The sequence below is a fragment of the Micromonospora sp. NBRC 107095 genome (assembly GCF_030269705.1).
GTDB classification, from domain to species: Bacteria; Actinomycetota; Actinomycetes; order Mycobacteriales; family Micromonosporaceae; genus Micromonospora; species Micromonospora parva.
In genome coordinates this window covers 345,603-362,363 of sequence record NZ_BSTU01000005.1, presented here as the reverse complement: position 1 = coordinate 362,363, position 16,761 = coordinate 345,603, and the positions used below count along the sequence as shown (strand labels likewise).

Sequence of the window (16,761 nt, the reverse complement as noted above, 5' to 3'; positions counted from 1 at the left end):
GGTAACATAAGCTTCTGCCATGATCGAGACGACCCGGCCGAGCAGTGCGCTGCCACCGTCGCCCAGGCCATCACCCGCGCTCGGTTGGAGCGGCAGTCAACTTCACCGGCACGGCGTCCCCCACCGTGTCCTCTCCGGCGCCCTGCATTACTTCCGGGTCCACCCACAGCTGTGGCGCGACCGGATCCGGCGGCTGGCCGACCTCGGTCTCAACACCCTTGACACGTACGTGCCGTGGAACTTCCACCAGCCGCACGCCGAGCGCGCGCCCCGCTTCGACGGCTGGCGTGACCTCGAGGCGTTCATCGCGCTCGCCGGCGAAGAAGGCCTCGACGTCGTCGTGCGGCCCGGCCCGTACATCTGCGCGGAGTGGTCCAACGGCGGCCTGCCAGCCTGGCTGACAGCGCGTGACGTGGTCCTGCGCAGCTCCGACCCGGCGTTCATCCGGCCGGTCGAGCGTTGGTTCGACGAGCTGATCCCCCGTATCGCGCGGCAGCAGACGCATGCCGGCGGACCGGTGGTGGCGGTACAGGTCGAGAACGAGTACGGCAGCTACGGCGACGACGAGGCGTACCTGCACTGGATTCGCTCAGCCCTGCTCGAGCGCGGCATCACCGAGCTGCTGTTCACAGCGGACGGCCCGACCGAGTTGATGCACGACGCGGGCACGGTGCCGGGCACCCTCGCCGCGGCCACCCTCGGCTCGAAGCCCGAGGCCGCCCGCGCCCTGTTCGCCACGCGCCGGCCCGACGAACCGTTCGTGGTCGCCGAGTACTGGAACGGCTGGTTCGACCACTGGGGCGAGCGGCACCACGTCCGCACGGTGGACAGCGCCGTGCGCACCCTCGACGCCATCCTCGGCGAGGGCGGAAGCGTCAGCCTCTACATGGCGCACGGCGGCACCAACTTCGGCCTGTGGGCCGGTGCCAACGCGGACCGGGGTCGGCTTCAGCCCACCATCACCAGCTACGACTCCGATGCGCCCATCGCCGAGGACGGAACGCTCACCGCCAAGTTCCACGCCATGCGTGCGGCGCTCGGCGTGACCGGGCCGCTGCGGGTGCCCGAGCGGATGCCGGTGCTGCCGCCGACGCGCGTGCCGCTGACCCACCGCGCCGACCTGATCGCCGGCCTGCGCGCCGTGCCCGCGCCGGAGTCGACCGGTCCGCGGCCGGCCACCTTCGAACAACTCGGCCTGGACGCCGGGATGGTGCTGTTCACCGCCCACCCGAAGATCCCGACGGGCGAGCACACCATCATCCTCAGCGACGTGCGCGACCGTGCGATCGTCCTCGCCGACGGCGTGCCGATCGGTGTCGCCGACGCCGATCATCCGGAGATACCGATTCACGGCACCGGCGCGACCGTGCGCCTGGAGATCCTGGTGGAGAACCTCGGCCGGATCAACTACGGCCCACTGGTCGGTCAGCACAAGGGCCTGCTCGGACCGGTGCTCGTCGACCGCCGGATCGTGCACGGCTGGGCCAGCTCGCCGATCGGCCTGACCGAGTGGACGCCTGACGACCTGCGTCACGCCACCACCGCCGGACCGGCCAGCACCGGTGCCGGGTTCGCGGTCGCGACAGTGCCCGTCGAGCAGCCGGCCGACACCTTCCTTGCCCTGCCCGGCTCGGTCCACGGCGTGGTCTGGGTCAACGGATTCCTGCTCGGTCGCTACTGGGACATCGGTCCGCAGGTGACGCTCTACTGCCCCGCGCCCCTGCTGCGCACCGGCGAGAACACGATCGTCGTACTGGACACCGACTGGCTCGGCCCGGTCCTGGAGCTGCGCGATCGGCCCGAGCTGGGCCCCACCGAGGAGTACGTGGAGGAGTTCGAATGACCGTCTGACCGCCCCGCTCGCCCGCCGTGCGGGCGGGCGACCCGAGAGGCCGGTCAGGCGCGCCTGCGGCGACGCTTCAGCAGGAGGACTCCCACGCCGGCCGCCAGCAGGACGGCACCGCCGGCGGCGGCGAGCGGCAGGGTGGTCGAGCGGCCGCCGGCGGCGGTGAGCTCTGCGGAGCCGAGCTCACTGACCGGCTCGGAGCCGTAGGTCTCGGCCTCCGTGCCGGTGCTCGCGCTCGCACTCGGGGTGGGAGTGGGGGTGGGGGTGGCGCTGGGGGTCGGCGACGGGGACGGGGACTTCGAGGGGGCCGCGTCGATGGCGGCGAGCGAATCGCCGTTGAGCGCGACCTTGACCGTGGCCTGACCACCGCCGGAGGACACGACGGCGACTGACAGCTTGCTCGCCCTGTCCGTCAGTTTGGTGATGGCGTCCGCGTTCGGCGGTTCGTTGTTGGTGGCCGTCTTGTCCGCCGTCGTGGTGTCGATGAGTGACGAGGCACCGTAGGAGCCCTTGGGGACACGGTAGGCGTGGACGCCCTCGAGCTTCGCGTCGAAGTTGCCGGCCGCGTGGCGGTACTCGATGACGAGCCGGTCGCCGCCCAGGGCGATGTCCAGGGCCCGGACTCCGCTGCCCTTGCCGTGCAGGGAGCGCAGCGTGTAGACCCCCGACTTGGTGACCTTGAGAGAGGCCCCGCCGTTGAGCCATCCGGCACGGATCATCTCCGGTGCGGAGAAGCCGGCCGGCCGGTACCCACCGGCCATGATGGTCGTGTGGCTGGCGCCCCCTGACGTGCACGCGCCCAGGTTGCCGCCGGTGCACTTGACGCGACCCTGGTGCCCGAAGCCCAGGTTGTGTCCGAGTTCGTGGCCGACCACGTCGATGCCACTGGCGGTGCCGTACAGGTTGATCCAGGTGGTCGGGCCGGGGAGGGTGGCGAGGCCGGCCCAGGGGCAGTTCGTCTTCTGTGCCGGGAAGACGATCGACAGGCTCTCGTAGTCCTTGCCCGCGACCAGGCCGCGCTTGGTCAGCTCCTCCCGGGTCAACTGGTTGATCTTGCCCTGCGGGCAGCCGGCGGCGCTGAGGTCCAGCTTGATCGGGCCGAGGAACTGCTCCGGTACGGCGGGCACCAGCGTGTACTGCCCACGCGACAACTCCGACAGGTACGACGCGGCCGAGTCGCTCTTCGCGCCGAAGTAGGTGTCCGGCGTGGACGCCTTCACCTTGTCCGGGAACTGGAAGGAGGCGTCGCTGAACTCCACCAGGACGGGGAGCATCTTCCTCTTCACCGGTGCGGCGGCCGCGGGGCTTGCGGGGAGCGTGGCGGTGGCCAGTGCGGCGATGCCTGTGGCCAGAGCGATGCGGCCGAGGGCAGACAGCTTCATGGGGTCCTGTTCCTTGAGGGGGTGCCGGACGGCCAGGGACGCCGATGTCCGTGGCCGCCCGGCAGCGTCGGGCCGCGTGGGGCTGAAGCGGCCGATGTCGAGGGGTTCCTGCCGGTCTCGTGCGGTTCGTGGTCGCAGGCGGGGGCCGGGCCACAGCGCATCGGCGGGATGGGCGGTGCAACTACCGGGACGACGGGAAAGAGAGAGTCAGGAGCGGCCGGGGCCGCCGCGTGCACCACATCCTCTGACATCCTATGTCCGATGTCGTATGACCGTAGGGCGCATCGATGTGTCAGTCAAGCCGACGGGGCGACGGCGGCTATCGTGCAGCTCGTGACGCATGAACGTGAGCTGGTCTCGCCTGTCGATCTGTGCCAACGGGACGGGCGACTCAACCCCGCGGCGGTGGGCTGGACCCGGCGTCCCCTGCACACCGCGAACCTGCGCGGCTGGGGTCGGACCAAACGGTGGGAGTACTGGGGCATCGTGACCCCACGGCACATCATCGGGCTGGTCGCCTCATCGCTGGACTACGCCGGTGTGCACAGCGTCTACGTGCTCGACCGGGACAGCGGCACCGAGACGAAGGCCGACGTGGTGGTGCCGCTGGCGCGGGGCGCGGTGCTACCGCCGCACTGCGGCGTGGGGGAGGCGGGCGCACGCGGCGGTGGCCTCGCGATCCGGATCGTTCAGCGCCCGGACGGCACCGCGATCTCGGCGAGCGCCCCTGGCGTACGGCTGGAGGTGGACGTGCCGTTGCCGGCCGATCACGAGTCACTCGGGGTCGTCGTGCCGTGGAACACCAGGCGATTCCAGTACACGGTCAAGGACGTCGGCCGCCCGGTGCTCGGCACGCTGGAACTGCACGGCCAGACGTACGAGATCGGTGGACCGGACGCGTTCGCCGTGCTGGACCACGGTCGCGGCAGATGGCCGTACTCGGTCAGGTGGAACTGGGCCGCCGGTGCGGCGCCCGGGCGAGCGATCCAGCTCGGCGGTCGGTGGACCGACGGCACCGGGGTCACCGAGAACGGGCTCTTCGTCGACGGCCGCCTACACAAGATCGGCGAGGAGCTGCGCTGGACCTACGACCGGGCGGACTGGCTGCGCCAGTGGCAGATCAGCGGCGACCGGGTCGAGGTCGAGTTCCAGCCGTTCCACGAGAAGGTGTCCCGCACCAACCTGGGTGTCGTCGCGAACGAGACGCACCAGTGTTTCGGGCACTTCTCCGGCTGGGCGAAAACGGACGACGGAACGACGGTGAGCCTCGACGGGCTCGTCGGTTGGGCCGAGGAGGCACGCAACCGCTGGTAGCGGGTCGCCGCCACCACGCGCACACCCGCGGTCAGCGCACGGCAGCACTTCGAACTGTGGACACCTCGCCTCCGTGTTTATGATCGACGACCCCGACCGGGGCACGGAAGCCTGGCCGTTCGGCCCAGAACACGAGGTGAGGTGCGCGACGGTGATCCGCGAGGCGTACGCCTGCTGGGTGCGTGAGCCCGGCGCGGCCGAGATCCGGCCGGTGTCGCTGACCGCCCCCGGCCCCGACGAGGTGCTGGTCCGGGCCCGGTACTCCGGGGTCAGTCGGGGCACCGAGACACTGGTCTTCACCGGTCGGGTGCCCGCCGACCAGCACGCCGCGATGCGCGCGCCCTTTCAGGAGGGTGACTTTCCCGGCCCGGTGAAGTACGGCTACCTCAGCGTCGGCGTGGTCGAACAGGGCCCACCGGAGCTGCTCGGGCGGACGGTCTTCTGCCTGCACCCGCACCAGAGCGCGTACGTCGTGCCCGTCACCGCCGTGGTGCCCGTGCCGGAGGGGGTGCCGGCCGCCCGCGCGGTGCTCGCCGGCACCGTGGAGACCGCCGTCAACGCGCTGTGGGACGCCGCGCCGCTGGTCGGTGACCGGGTCACCGTGATCGGTGCCGGCATGGTGGGCTGTTGTGTCGCGGCGCTGCTCGCCCGGTTCCCGGGCGTGCAGGTCGAACTGGTTGACACCGACGCGCGCCGGGCCGGCGTGGCCGGGGCGCTCGGCGTCGACTTCGCCAACCCGGCCGACGCCCGCGGTGACCGCGACCTGGTCGTGCACGCCAGCGCCACCGCCGCCGGCCTGCAACAGTCGCTGGACCTGCTCGCACCGGAGGGCACGGTCATCGAGTTGAGCTGGTACGGCGACCGACCCGTGCAGGTGTCGCTGGGCGGCGCGTTCCACTCCGGCCGACTCACCGTCCGCAGCAGCCAGGTCGGCATGGTGGCACCCGCCCGACGGGGGCGGCGCAGTTACGCCGACCGCCTGGCGCTCGCCCTGGACCTGCTCGACGACCCGGCCTTCGACGCGTTGATCACCGGCGCGTCCCGGTTCGCGGAACTGCCCGACGTGCTCGCCCGACTCAGCTCGGGTGACCTGCCCGCCCTCTGCCACCTCATCACCTACGACGACGGGGAGTGACCGTGTTCAGCGTGACCGTTCGGGACCACATGATGATCGCCCACAGTTTCCGGGGCGAGGTCTTCGGGCCCGCCCAACGCCTGCACGGCGCGACGTTCGTGGTGGACGCGACGTTCCGTCGGCCCGACCTGGACGCCGACGGGATCGTGGTGGACATCGGCCTGGCCACCGAGCAGCTGCGGGCCGTGCTGAGCGAGCTGACCTACCGCAACCTCGACGACGAGGCGGCCTTCGCCGGGGTGAACACCACCACGGAGGTGCTGGCCCGTACTGTCGCGGACCGACTGGTCGAGCGGGTGTACGCCGGTCAGCTGGGCGCGGGAGCGCGCGACCTGGCCGGCATCACGGTCACCCTGCACGAGTCGCACATCGCCTGGGCGAGCTACGAGCGGTCACTGTGACCGATGCGGGCCGGGCGGTGCACGTCGTCCTGCCCGGTGACATCGACGACCCGGCCACGCCCAGCGGCGGCAACACCTACGACCGGCGGATCTGCGCGGGGCTCGGCGAGCGGGGCTGGGCGGTCCACGAGTACCCGGTGCCCGGCGCGTGGCCGCACCCCGAGCCGGCCGACCGGGCGACGCTGGCCGGGCTGCTCGCCGCCACGCCCGACGACGCCGTGGTGCTGCTCGACGGTCTGATCGCCTCGACGGTGCCGGATCTGCTCGCTCCGCACGCCCACCGGCTGCGCCTCGTCGTCCTCGTGCACATGCCGCTGGACGACGAGACCGAAGGGCGGGCGCTGGCCACCGCGCGGGCCGTCGTCACCACCAGCGAATGGACCCGCCGCCGTCTGCTGGCCCGCCATCCGCTGCCCGCCGACCGGGTCCGGGTCGCGCCGCCGGGGGTGACGCCCGCGCCGCCAGCGCTCCCGGGCTCGGCCACCGGCGGCCGGCTGCTCTGCGTGGCCGCGGTCAGCCACCACAAGGGCCACGACGTGCTGGTAGACGCCCTGTCCGTGGTGGCCGAGGGGTCCTGGACGCTGGTCTGTGCCGGCACGCTGACCCGGGAGCCCGAGCTGGTGCACCGGCTGCGTGACCAGCTTGCCAGCGCAGGTCTCGCCGACCGGGTCCGACTGGCCGGCCCGCTGACCGGTGCGGCGCTCGACGCCGCGTACGCCAGCGCCGACCTGCTCGTGCTGCCGTCGCGAAGCGAGACGTACGGCATGGTCGTCACCGAGGCGCTGGCCCGTGGCCTACCGGTGCTGGGCACCCGGGCGGGCGGAGTGCCGGAGGCGCTGGGTCGTACCCCCGACGGCGACCTGCCGGGGCTGCTGGTTCCGCCGGACGACCCGGCCGCGCTGGCTGGCGCGTTGAGCTGGTGGTTGGGCGACGACGCGCTGCGCGCCCGGCTACGGCATGCCGCGCTCGCCCGGCGCGACACCCTGACCGACTGGCCGGTGACCGCCGCGCTGCTGGCCGGCGTACTGAAGGAGGTGGCGGAATGACCGCCGAGGAGACCCTGCCGTTCGCCGACTGGCTGCGGTTGCGGGAGCCGGCCGACGCGGCGGCGCGCGCCGAGGACCTGCTCGACGCCGTCCGCGCCCGGCTGACCGGGAACGCCCCGACGGTGATCCACGACCTGGGCAGCGGCACCGGCTCGATGAGTCGTTGGCTGGCCGCCCGGCTGCCCGGGCCGCAGCACTGGGTGCTGCACGACCGGGACGCCGACCTGCTGGCCCGCGCCGCCGAGGGCATGACCGGGGTGCGAGCCGCCGACGGTGCGCCGGTGACAGTGCGGACGAGCTGCGGTGACCTCACCCGGCTGACCGCCGCCGACCTGTCCGAGGCGTCACTGGTCACCGCGTCCGCGCTGCTGGACATGCTCACCGCGGACGACGTCGAACGGGTGGTGGCCGCCTGCGTCGGCCGGCCCGCGCTGTTCGCCATCTCGGTGACCGGGCGGGTCCGGCTCAGCCCTGCCGACCCGCTGGACGAGGAGGTCGAAGCCGCGTTCAACGACCACCAGCGGCGTACCGTCGAGGGCCGGCGGCTGCTCGGCCCGGATGCCGCCGCCGCCACCGTCGCCGCGTTCGCCCGCCACGGCGTCGACGTGCGGGAACGACCCAGCCCGTGGCGGCTCGGCCCCGAGCAGGCCGACCTGGCCGCCGAGTGGTTCCGAGGTTGGCTCGGGGCCGCCTGCGAGCAGCGCCCCGACCTGGCCGGCCCCGCCCAGGCGTACGCCCGCCGTCGGCTGGCGGACGCGGCGGCCGGCCGACTCACCGTGCTTGTCGATCACACCGACCTGCTCGCCGGGGGATGAACCGATCACGCCCTGGGTACGTGGACTAGGGCAAGTGGACGATCTTCAAGGGGAGGGCCGGCGCGGATGTTCTGGGCCTGGGCACGAGTGGTCGGCGGGGTGGGTCTGCTCGCCGTCCTGCTGTGGCAGGTGGGCAGTGGCCCGTTCCTCGCCGGGGTACGACTGATCGACGCGCCGGCGTTGGCAGCGGCGCTGGTCATCGGGGTGCTCACCACTGTCTGCGCGGCGTGGCGGTGGAGCCTGGTCGCCGGCGGCCTCGGCGTCCGCCTGCCACTGGCGACGGCGGTGGCGCACTGCTACCGGGCCGTGTTCCTCAACGCCACCCTGCCCGGCGGGGTGCTGGGCGACGTGCACCGGGCGGTGCGCCACGGCCGCGACGCCGGTGACGTCAGCCGGGGCATCCGCGCGGTGGTCTGGGAACGCACCGCCGGGCAGGTGGTCCTGGTCGGCGTCGCGCTGGTGGTGCTCGCGGCCTTCCCGTCCCCGGTGCGGCCGTACCTGCCGGTCGCCGCCGCGCTCCTCGTCGCCGGCGGGCTGGTCGTCGTGCTGGCGGCCCGGGTCCTGCCCAACGGCGGCGGGTCCCGCTGGGCCACCGCGCTGCGTACCGCCGTGGCGGACGTGCGGTCGGGGCTGCTGGCGCGGCGCACCTGGTTCGGTGTGCTGGTCGCGTCGGCGCTGATGGTCGCCGGTCACCTGGCCACCTTCCTGGTGGCGGCGCGCACCGCCGGATCCGACGCCCCGCTGTCCCGACTGTTGCCGTTGACGCTGCTCGCCCTGCTCGCCATGGGCCTACCGTTGAATGTGGCCGGCTTCGGGCCACGGGAGGGGGTGGCGGCGTGGGTGTTCGGCGCGGCCGGTCTCAGCGCGGCCGAGGGTGTCGCCACCGCCACCGTCTACGGTGCACTGGTGCTGGTGGCCAGCCTGCCCGGTGCCGCTGTGCTGCTGGCCCGTCGGCGTCGAACTCCGGTCGCCGCCCGGGAAGCCACCTCCGGCGGCGGCTGTTGAAGTCGGTGGTGAGACGGTACGCGTCGCCGGACGGCGGTGGCGCCGGACAAAGGAGTCCCATGCCCGAAGCATTGCCGGTCGCCACGATCCGCACGCAGGTCACGGTGCCGCTGGCGTTTCCCGACGGCTACACCACGACCGCCCGTGTGTTCACCTTCAAGGGCCTGGTGGACGGTAGGGAGCACCTGGCCCTCGGCCTCGGCGACTGGGCCGGTGCCCTGGACCGGCTCGCCGTCGGGGGAGAGGCCCCGCTGGTCCGTCCGCACAGCGAGTGCCTGACCGGCGACGTGTTCGGCAGCGAACGCTGCGACTGCGGCCCGCAACTGCGCGAGGCGGTGCAGCGGATCGCCGAGACCGGCGGGTTCCTGCTCTATCTGCGGCAGGAGGGCCGTGGCATCGGCCTGTACGCCAAGCTGGACGCGTACGCGTTGCAGGACGCCGGGTTGGACACCTACCAGGCCAACGTCGCGCTGGGCCGGGGCGAGGACGAGCGGGACTACACGGCCGCCGCGCAGATGCTGGCCACGTTGGGCGTGCCACGGGTCCGACTGCTCAGCAGCAACCCGGACAAGGAAGACCAGTTGACCCGGCTGGGCGTGGACGTGGTCGAACGGATCCTCACCAGCGTCTTCCTGTCGCCGGCCAACGCCGACTACCTGGCGGCGAAGGCGGCCAAGGCGGCGGAGATCGAGGCGGCGGACGCGCTCGCGGGTCGCACTCCTGAGCAGCCCCGATGAGGTGCCGGCCGGAGCCGACGCGGCCGTACGTGCTGCTGAGTTGCGCCGCCTCCATCGACGGGTACATCGACGACGCCACCGAGCAGCGGTTACTGCTGTCCAACGACGAGGACCTGGACCGCGTCGACGCGGTCCGGGCCAGCTGTGACGCCATCCTGGTCGGTGCCGGCACCGTCCGGCGCGACGACCCGCGGCTACTGGTGCGCTCCCCGAGCCGTCGGGCCGAGCGGGTCGCGGCCGGTCGGCAGGCCTCGCCCACCAAGGTCACCCTGACCGCCCAGGGTGACCTCGACCCGACCGCCCGCTTCTTCACCGCCGGTGATCCGGTGCGGCTCGTCTACTGCACCACCGGCGCGCTGGAGAAGACCCGGGAGCGGGTCGGTCGACTGGCCACCGTGATCGACGCGGGTGAGCCCGTCGACCCGGGGTGGCTGCTGTCCGATCTGGCCGCGCGGGGCGTGCGGCGGTTGATGGTGGAGGGCGGCGGGACGGTGCACGCCCAGTTCCTCGCCGCCGGTCTCGCCGACGAACTGCACCTGGTGGTGGCCCCGTTCTTCGTCGGCGACGGCCGGGCGCCCCGGTTCGTGGGCGAGGGTCGCTTCCCCTGGCATCCGGGTCGCCGCGCCCGCCTGGCCGAGGCTCGGCAGATCGGCGACGTGGTCCTGCTCCGCTACGCCCTCTCCGAGCGCTGCCCCGCCGACTGATCAGGGCCCGCGCGTCGAGCCGCCGGGCCCTGTCGCGAACCGTCGAATGGTTATTCTGTCGACGGCGGTGCCGGCGCCCGGACAGAATTCCCGGATGTCCGTTTCGCCGCTGGCCCTTCTGCGCTGGCAGTTCGACCTGACCTGGTCGCTGTTCGAGTACCACCTTGAGCGACTCGCGCCCGAGGACTTCCTCTGGGAGCCGGCCGCGCACTGCTGGTCGGTGCGGCAGGGCGTCGACGGCACCTGGATTCCGGACTGGGCCGACACCGAACCCGACCCGGTCCCGGTGCCGACGATCGGCTGGCTCACCTGGCACGTCGGCTGGTGGTGGACCGTGACGATGGACCATCTCCGGGGGGTGCCAGCGCGGGACCGCACGGCCGTCGCCTGGCCGGGTCCGGGCGAGCAGAGTGTCGCCTGGCTGCGTGGCCTGCGCACCGAGTGGCTGGGTCTGCTCGACCAGCTCGGCGAGCGTGACCTCGACCGCGCCGCGACGTTCCCCTGGCCGGACGGGACCGACCACACCGTCACGCACACGATCGGTTGGGTCAACTCGGAGCTGATGAAGAACGTCGCGGAGATCGGTCAGCTGCGGCTGATGCGCGCGGCACTGCCGGTCTCTGACCATCAGGTGCCTGGCCGATGGTCGGGCTAGGGGCGGACCAGGACTGTGTCGTGCTGGGCGCTCGGATGGTGGGTCGGGCCACTCGACGGCTGCGGACGGTCTCCGCTCGATAAGGTGGCGGGCGTGCCCGGACTGGTGAAGATCACTGAACACAACGTGGAAGCCGCGTGTCGGTTGCAGGTGCGACCCGACCAGGAGAAGTACTCGTCCCCGGTCGCCTGGTCCCTCGCCGAGGCGTACGCGCAGCCCGAGATCGCCTGGCCACGTCTGATCGTGGAGGGTGATGAGATCGTCGGCTTCCTGATGGGCTTCTTCGACATCGAGTGGGATCGACCGGACGACAGGCGCTCGGGCCTGTGGCGGCTCAACATCGCCGCCGAGGAACAGGGCCGGGGGTACGGCCGCTTCGCGGTGGACGCCGTCCGTGCGGAGGCCCGCAGCCGAGGGCACGACCAGATCTTCACGACCTGGGAATCGGGGGAGGACGGCCCGGATGGGTTCTATCTCAGGCTTGGATTCCGTCCGACCGGGGAGACCAGCGGAGGTCAGATCGTCGCCGTCCGGTCCGTCCACTGACCAGGCCGTTTCACCCCGGTTGTTCGACGGCCTGAGGTGCGGTCGGCGGGCGCGACGGTGGTGCTTGCCGCCCCATTCCGAGGGGCACCGCGTCGGATCTGCCTTGCGTAGGCTCCCAGCGGTGTGAAGCCTATCTACGGGGGATCGGTCGACATGACGAAGAACAGCCTTAGCCGCCGCGCTCTGCTCTACGGCACGCCGGTGCTGGCGGGAGTTGCGGCGCTGACCGCCGCTGAGCCGGCGACGGCGGCGGGTTCCGACACCTCGGTGGTGTCGCCGAAGGACTATGGCGCGGTTGGTGACGGTGTCACGGACGACACGGCGGCGGTGCAGCGGTGCCTGTCGCAGGGCCGGGCCGTGGACTTCGGCGGGCCGGGCAACGTCTACCTGATCACGAACACGCTCACGGTCTACGGGAGCGCACCGCAGATATTGCAAGGCCACGGTGCCACGATCAAGGCGGGTGCGGCAGTCAACCTGATGCGTCTGGGCAGGGCGCGCCACGCGCTCGACGGCCTCAACTTCGACGGAACAAGCCAGCCGGGTGGCGTCGGTGTGATCGTCGAGGGCGACGCTCAGTACAGCTCCATTGTCAACTGTCGGTTCACGAACATCGGCGCCTCAGGCGTGTCCGTCTCCTCCGGCGCGCACCATGTCTCAGTCACCGGCTGCTTCTTCGACCACTGCGGGCACGGCTCCACGGTGGCCGACAACAACTATCGCAGCTCGATCTACGTTGCCGACGCCGACTTCTGCGCTGTCACCGACAACCGCGTCCTCAACTGCAACTGGGGCATCATCTTCCGCGGTGATTCGGCTGCGGTTGGCATCAACTTCTATACCTGTCATTCCAACGTCATCACCGCGGTCAGTCCGCCCGTCGCGATTTCGCAGGGCATCTCGAACCGCTACGGCCGCAACGGCAAGATCGCCGGCAACACGGTCATCGGCTTCGACGACAACAGCATCGACTGCTGGGGTTGTAACACGATGACCATCGCCGGCAACAGCACCAAGGGTGGCAAGGACGGCGTCTTCGTCGGCGATCCGTCCAGCTCCAACATCGTCGTCAACGGCAACACCTTCAACGGGCCCCAGCGCGGGGTGCGAGTTCTCAGCCAGGAGACGGTGACCCCGGCCCTGGTCATCGGTGTCACCATCGTCGGCAACACCATCACCGAGCCCACCGACGGCGGCGTCCTGATCGCCCGGAACAACCTCTCGCAGGTCACCGGGATCACAGTGTCCGACAACGACATCCACGTGGCGGGTGCCGGCAGCTACGGAGTGAAGGTGGTCAACGCCGAGTTGGTGCGCGTGCTGGGTAACCGAATCTACCGATCACTCCAGCAGGGCATCCACCTGAGCGGCGTCGACATCACCGAGGTCGCGCACAACACGGTTTCCGACGCCGGTTACCGGACGCCCAACACCTACAGCGCCATCGACATCGTCGGCTCGAACCGGGTCACCGCCCGCGACAACGTCGCCTACGGCAACGCGAAGCATGCGGTCGCGATCAACAGCGGGGTGGGTATGACAGTCACCGGCACACGATGGCGCTCGCTGGGTGCCGGTGGCATCAGCAACGGCGCGACCGGCACCGTGCTCGCCGACAACGTCCAGCTTTGACGTGACGCCGCAGCCCGAGCGCGGCGACGCGCTCCGGCGGTGTCGACCGCTGCGCTGACCCGTTCGGCCTGTCGCGCCGATCTCCGCCGTCCCGCGAACGCCAGTCGTCCTGACGGCGGCGAGTGTGACTGACCGAGTGATCAGCACCGCTGCGGGGCCTGCGTACGATGCGGGGTCGAGTTCCCCTCGTCGCGGCGGAGGTATCGGGCAATGGCAGGCCAGCACGAGGGTTTCGCACTCGGCGTCGACCTCGGTACGTCCAACACGGTCGCGGTGCTGCGCTGGCCGGACGGGCGGACCCGTCCGCTGCTGATGGACGGTCAACCGCTCAGTCCGTCCGCCGTCTACGCCGACCAGGACGGCACCCTGCACAGTGGCTGGGACGCCCGCCGGTTGGCGCAGACCGACCCGGCCCGCTTCGAGGCGAACCCGAAGCGTCGGGTGGACGAGCCGACCGTGCGGCTCGGCGACCACGCGTACCCGCCGGCCGAGCTGCTCGCCGCGGTGCTGGCGGCGGTCGCGCGGGCCGCGGTGGGCGCAGTGGGTTTCCTGCCCCCGGCCGTGGTCACCTGCCCGGCCGCGTGGGACGCGACGCGGCGGCAGGTGCTCGCCGACGCGCTGCTGCGGGCGGGTTGGCCGCAGGCGGCCGAGCACACCCTGGCCGGGCCGACTCCGCCGGGCACCCGGCTGCTGCGGGAGCCGGTGGCCGCCGCCCGCTACTACACGCAGGTGCTGCACCGTCCGGTGCCGGTCGGCGGGGCCATCGCGGTGTTCGACTTCGGTGGCGGGACGCTCGACGTCGCGGTGCTGCGCAACGAGGGGGCGGACCCGTGGGGTGACTCCGGCTTCAGCGTGGTCGCCGACGGTGGCCTGCCCGACCTGGGCGGCCTGGACCTCGACGCCGCGCTGGTACGGCGGGTCGGTGAGCTGGTCGGTGAGCGGCACGCCGCGCAGTGGGCCCGGCTCACCCGACCGGCGGATCCGGCGCAGCGCCGCGACCAGGTCCGGCTCTGGGACGAGGTACGGGGCGCGAAGGAGACCCTGTCCCGGTCCGTTGTCGCGCCGGTCGCGGTGCCGGGAGTGGCCGAGGCGATCCAGCTGACCCGGGCGGACGTCGAGCGGGTGGCCACGCCGCTGCTGCGGCGCGCGGTGCAGCGGGCCCGGGAGGTGATCGCCGCCGCCGGCCTGCGCCCCGACCAGCTCGCCGGGTTGTTCCTCGTGGGCGGGTCGTCGCGGATTCCGCTGGTGGCCCGGATGCTGCACGCCGAGCTGGGGATCGCGCCGACGGTGCTGGACCAGCCGGAGTTGCCGGTGGCCGAGGGTGCCCTGACCGACCTGCCACTGCGCAGGCCGCTAGCCGCCCCGGCCCACGCGGGACCCCCGCACGCGCCCAGCCCCGCACACCCGCTCCCGCCGAACCCCGCCGGCGGGTATGCCCCGCGCCCTGGAGGCGAGCATGCGCCGGCCGGAGCCGCCCCGCCGGTCGTAGCGCCGCAGCCCTGGCCGCTGTCGACCCCGCCGGCGGGGCCCGGCTCTGGCGGCGTCGCACCGCCCCCGGCGGTGTCCGCGAGCCGCTGGCGTCGGGCCCGTTGGGTGCTGCTCGGGGCGGTGGTGGCGCTGGTCGGGGTCGGCGCAGCCGCGACGCTCTACCTGACCCGCGACCGCTATCCCGATCTGGAGTTCACGTCGCTGCGGGAGCTGTCCCGGCCGCCGGCCGGCGCTCAGCGGCCGGTCGGCATGTGGACGGCGATCCTCGGCGACCGGGCCTACCTGGGGTTCCCGCTGCCGGACGACCGGTTGGAGGTGGTGGCCGTCGACGCCACCACCGGCGACGAGGTGTGGCGCGAGCAGACCGACGTCCGGGCCGACGACTGGGAGGCGATCATCGCCGTACCGGGAGGGGTCGCCGTGCTCGCCGACGCGCCGGGCGACAGCACGCCCCGCCCGCTGGCGGTCCTCGACGCCCGTACCGGCGCGCAGCGGTGGCAGCGCGCGGTGCGCGGTGACGACGACGTCTTCTTCGCCGACGACACGGCGGTGCTCGTGGACCGGGCCGCCGCCCGACTCGTCGGCCTCCGCCTCGGCGACGGCGCGCAGAAGTGGGTCCAGGCCAACCCCACCGACCAGTACAGCGGCAGTCGCACAGTGGTCCGGCCGGTGGGCACCGACGCGGCGGCGGGCGGGCCGGCCTTCCTCGACGGCACGCCCCGCGACCCGTGGGCGGGCAAGGGGCGGCGACTCGTCCAGGTCGGTGCGGACCGGTCGGTGCGGCTGCTCGACATGGCGTCCGGCGCGGTGCTGCGCCAGTGGGGCAGCGTCGCCGACCTCGACGACCTGGTGGTCGCCCACGGGGACCGCCTGTACGTGGCCGCCAACGAGGGCGGTTACCAGCTGCTGGCGTACGACCTGGGCTCCGACGCGAAGCCGGTGGTGCTGCACCGGGCCGGCGACGACGCGTACCGCCCGAAGGAGCTGGTGGCCTGCGGCGAGCGGCGAGCCTGCCTGGTGCAACTGCCGAACGGTGACGCCAAGCGCACCGAGGTGGTGGCGGCGACCGAGGGGAAGGACACGATCCGCTGGCCGGCACCGGGGGTGACCAGCCTGGTCGCGGTGGGTGAGCAGGTACTCGCCCAGCGGGAGTACCCGGAACCGGCGGTCACCCTCTTCGGCTCCGACGGCAAGCCGGTGCTGCGGGACCGCAGTGGTGTGGGGGTACGACTGGATGCCGGCAACCTGCTGGTGTTCGCCAAGGCACCCAGCACCGCCGCTGACAACCGGGTGCTGGCCGGCGTGTGGGCCGAGTCCGGGAAGGTCGACGAGTTGGGTGAGCTGAAGGACGTGCGCAGCTCGTCCTGCTCGTGGAACACCCAGCTGATCGCCTGCGGTGCGGAGCAGGACTTCGTGCTGTACCGCTTCACCGCCGACTGACGTCAGCGCCCCACCGCCGGGCTCGTACGATGCTCCGGTGAATCTTCGAGGTACGGTCCGCGCCGATCGTCCGTTGGTGGTGCTCGCCGTCGGGGAGGAGGCCCGCTACCTGCCGCGCGAGCTGCCGGTCCTGCTCACCGGCATGGGCAAGGTGAACGCCGCCAGCGCGGTGGCCGCGGTGCTGGCCGCCGGGCCGCGCCCGGCCCTGCTGCTCAACCTGGGTACGGCCGGGGCGTTGCGTCCCGGGCTGGCCGGCATCCACGAGATCGCCACCGTCCTCCAGCACGACCTGGACACCGAGCTGCTGCGCACGCTCACCGGCGAGACGTACGGGGCGCCGCTGTCGCTGGCCACCGAGGGCGCGGTGCTGGCCACCGGTGACACCTTCGTGGCCGACGACGAGCAACGGGACCGGTTGGCGCAGCGCGCCGACCTGGTCGACATGGAGGGGTACGCGGTGGCCTGGGCCGCGGCGCAGGCCGGTGTGCCGTGCCGGCTGGTCAAGCAGGTCAGCGACGAGGCGGGGGAGGGCGCGGCCCGGACCTGGCAGGAGTCGGTGGACGCGTGCGCCCGCGACCTCGCCGAGTGGGCCGCTCGACACGTCGGCTGAGTGTG

15 protein-coding genes are annotated in these 16,761 nt (G+C 72.5%); 14 read left to right on the top strand and 1 reads right to left on the bottom strand.

The window, feature by feature from the left end; translation table 11 throughout:
* Positions 1-19: 19 nt before the first annotated feature.
* Positions 20-1,843, top strand: a complete 1,824-nt coding sequence (locus QSK15_RS24475; RefSeq protein WP_285796488.1) for a glycoside hydrolase family 35 protein — start codon at positions 20-22, stop codon at positions 1,841-1,843.
* A gap of 53 nt (positions 1,844-1,896) precedes the next feature.
* Here QSK15_RS24475 and QSK15_RS24470 read toward each other — a convergent pair whose 3' ends face one another.
* A complete protein-coding gene (locus QSK15_RS24470; RefSeq protein ID WP_285796487.1) occupies positions 1,897-3,228 on the bottom strand; it encodes a metallopeptidase domain-containing protein in 1,332 nt (443 codons plus the stop codon).
* A gap of 333 nt (positions 3,229-3,561) precedes the next feature.
* Between QSK15_RS24470 and QSK15_RS24465 the strand changes: the two genes are divergently transcribed.
* The 13 genes from QSK15_RS24465 (at position 3,562) to QSK15_RS24405 (ending at position 16,756) form a co-directional block, all read left to right on the top strand.
* Positions 3,562-4,542, top strand: coding sequence for a DUF2804 domain-containing protein (locus QSK15_RS24465; protein ID WP_285796486.1), 981 nt, complete (start codon positions 3,562-3,564; stop codon positions 4,540-4,542).
* Positions 4,543-4,693: 151 nt separating this feature from the next.
* A complete protein-coding gene (locus QSK15_RS24460; protein WP_285796485.1) occupies positions 4,694-5,677 on the top strand; it encodes a zinc-dependent alcohol dehydrogenase in 984 nt (327 codons plus the stop codon).
* A gap of 2 nt (positions 5,678-5,679) precedes the next feature.
* Entirely contained in the window at positions 5,680-6,078 is a 399-nt protein-coding gene (locus tag QSK15_RS24455) for a 6-pyruvoyl trahydropterin synthase family protein (protein ID WP_285796484.1), read from the top strand.
* Positions 6,075-7,124 carry a glycosyltransferase family 4 protein gene (locus QSK15_RS24450; RefSeq protein ID WP_285796483.1) on the top strand — a complete coding sequence of 350 codons (1,050 nt, stop codon included), beginning with the start codon at positions 6,075-6,077 and terminating at the stop codon, positions 7,122-7,124. Before QSK15_RS24455 ends, QSK15_RS24450 begins: the two co-directional genes overlap by 4 nt.
* A complete protein-coding gene (locus tag QSK15_RS24445; RefSeq protein WP_285796482.1) occupies positions 7,121-7,939 on the top strand; it encodes a class I SAM-dependent methyltransferase in 819 nt (272 codons plus the stop codon). Before QSK15_RS24450 ends, QSK15_RS24445 begins: the two co-directional genes overlap by 4 nt.
* Positions 7,940-8,005: 66 nt before the next feature.
* Positions 8,006-8,944: a lysylphosphatidylglycerol synthase transmembrane domain-containing protein gene (locus QSK15_RS24440; RefSeq protein WP_285796481.1), complete on the top strand. Its 939-nt coding sequence runs from the start codon at positions 8,006-8,008 to the stop codon at positions 8,942-8,944.
* Between the two features lie 59 nt (positions 8,945-9,003).
* Positions 9,004-9,681, top strand: a complete 678-nt coding sequence (locus QSK15_RS24435) for a GTP cyclohydrolase II (RefSeq protein WP_285796480.1) — start codon at positions 9,004-9,006, stop codon at positions 9,679-9,681.
* Positions 9,678-10,385: a RibD family protein gene (locus QSK15_RS24430; protein WP_285796479.1), complete on the top strand. Its 708-nt coding sequence runs from the start codon at positions 9,678-9,680 to the stop codon at positions 10,383-10,385. Before QSK15_RS24435 ends, QSK15_RS24430 begins: the two co-directional genes overlap by 4 nt.
* Before the next feature lie 94 nt (positions 10,386-10,479).
* On the top strand, positions 10,480-11,040 hold the full coding sequence (locus QSK15_RS24425) for a DinB family protein (protein WP_285796478.1): 561 nt from the start codon (positions 10,480-10,482) through the stop codon (positions 11,038-11,040).
* Positions 11,041-11,133: 93 nt separating this feature from the next.
* Positions 11,134-11,586, top strand: coding sequence for a GNAT family N-acetyltransferase (locus QSK15_RS24420; protein WP_285796477.1), 453 nt, complete (start codon positions 11,134-11,136; stop codon positions 11,584-11,586).
* A 153-nt stretch (positions 11,587-11,739) separates the two neighbouring features.
* Entirely contained in the window at positions 11,740-13,218 is a 1,479-nt protein-coding gene (locus tag QSK15_RS24415) for a right-handed parallel beta-helix repeat-containing protein (RefSeq protein ID WP_285796476.1), read from the top strand.
* A 210-nt stretch (positions 13,219-13,428) separates the two neighbouring features.
* Complete coding sequence (locus tag QSK15_RS24410; protein WP_285796475.1) at positions 13,429-16,146, top strand: Hsp70 family protein; 2,718 nt, start codon at positions 13,429-13,431, stop codon at positions 16,144-16,146.
* 37 nt (positions 16,147-16,183) lie between these two features.
* Positions 16,184-16,756: a nucleosidase gene (locus tag QSK15_RS24405; protein ID WP_285796474.1), complete on the top strand. Its 573-nt coding sequence runs from the start codon at positions 16,184-16,186 to the stop codon at positions 16,754-16,756.
* The last annotated feature ends 5 nt before the right edge of the window (positions 16,757-16,761 follow it).

Bases quoted from the DNA above. Each gene is read 5' to 3' on its own strand.
- QSK15_RS24475 (WP_285796488.1), top strand. From the start codon at position 20: ATGATCGAGACGACCCGGCCGAGCAGTGCGCTGCCACCGTCGCCCAGG.
- QSK15_RS24470 (WP_285796487.1), bottom strand. From the start codon at position 3,228: ATGAAGCTGTCTGCCCTCGGCCGCATCGCTCTGGCCACAGGCATCGCC.
- QSK15_RS24445 (WP_285796482.1), top strand. From the start codon at position 7,121: ATGACCGCCGAGGAGACCCTGCCGTTCGCCGACTGGCTGCGGTTGCGG.
- QSK15_RS24440 (WP_285796481.1), top strand. From the start codon at position 8,006: ATGTTCTGGGCCTGGGCACGAGTGGTCGGCGGGGTGGGTCTGCTCGCC.
- QSK15_RS24435 (WP_285796480.1), top strand. From the start codon at position 9,004: ATGCCCGAAGCATTGCCGGTCGCCACGATCCGCACGCAGGTCACGGTG.
- QSK15_RS24430 (WP_285796479.1), top strand. From the start codon at position 9,678: ATGAGGTGCCGGCCGGAGCCGACGCGGCCGTACGTGCTGCTGAGTTGC.
- QSK15_RS24425 (WP_285796478.1), top strand. From the start codon at position 10,480: ATGTCCGTTTCGCCGCTGGCCCTTCTGCGCTGGCAGTTCGACCTGACC.
- QSK15_RS24415 (WP_285796476.1), top strand. From the start codon at position 11,740: ATGACGAAGAACAGCCTTAGCCGCCGCGCTCTGCTCTACGGCACGCCG.
- QSK15_RS24410 (WP_285796475.1), top strand. From the start codon at position 13,429: ATGGCAGGCCAGCACGAGGGTTTCGCACTCGGCGTCGACCTCGGTACG.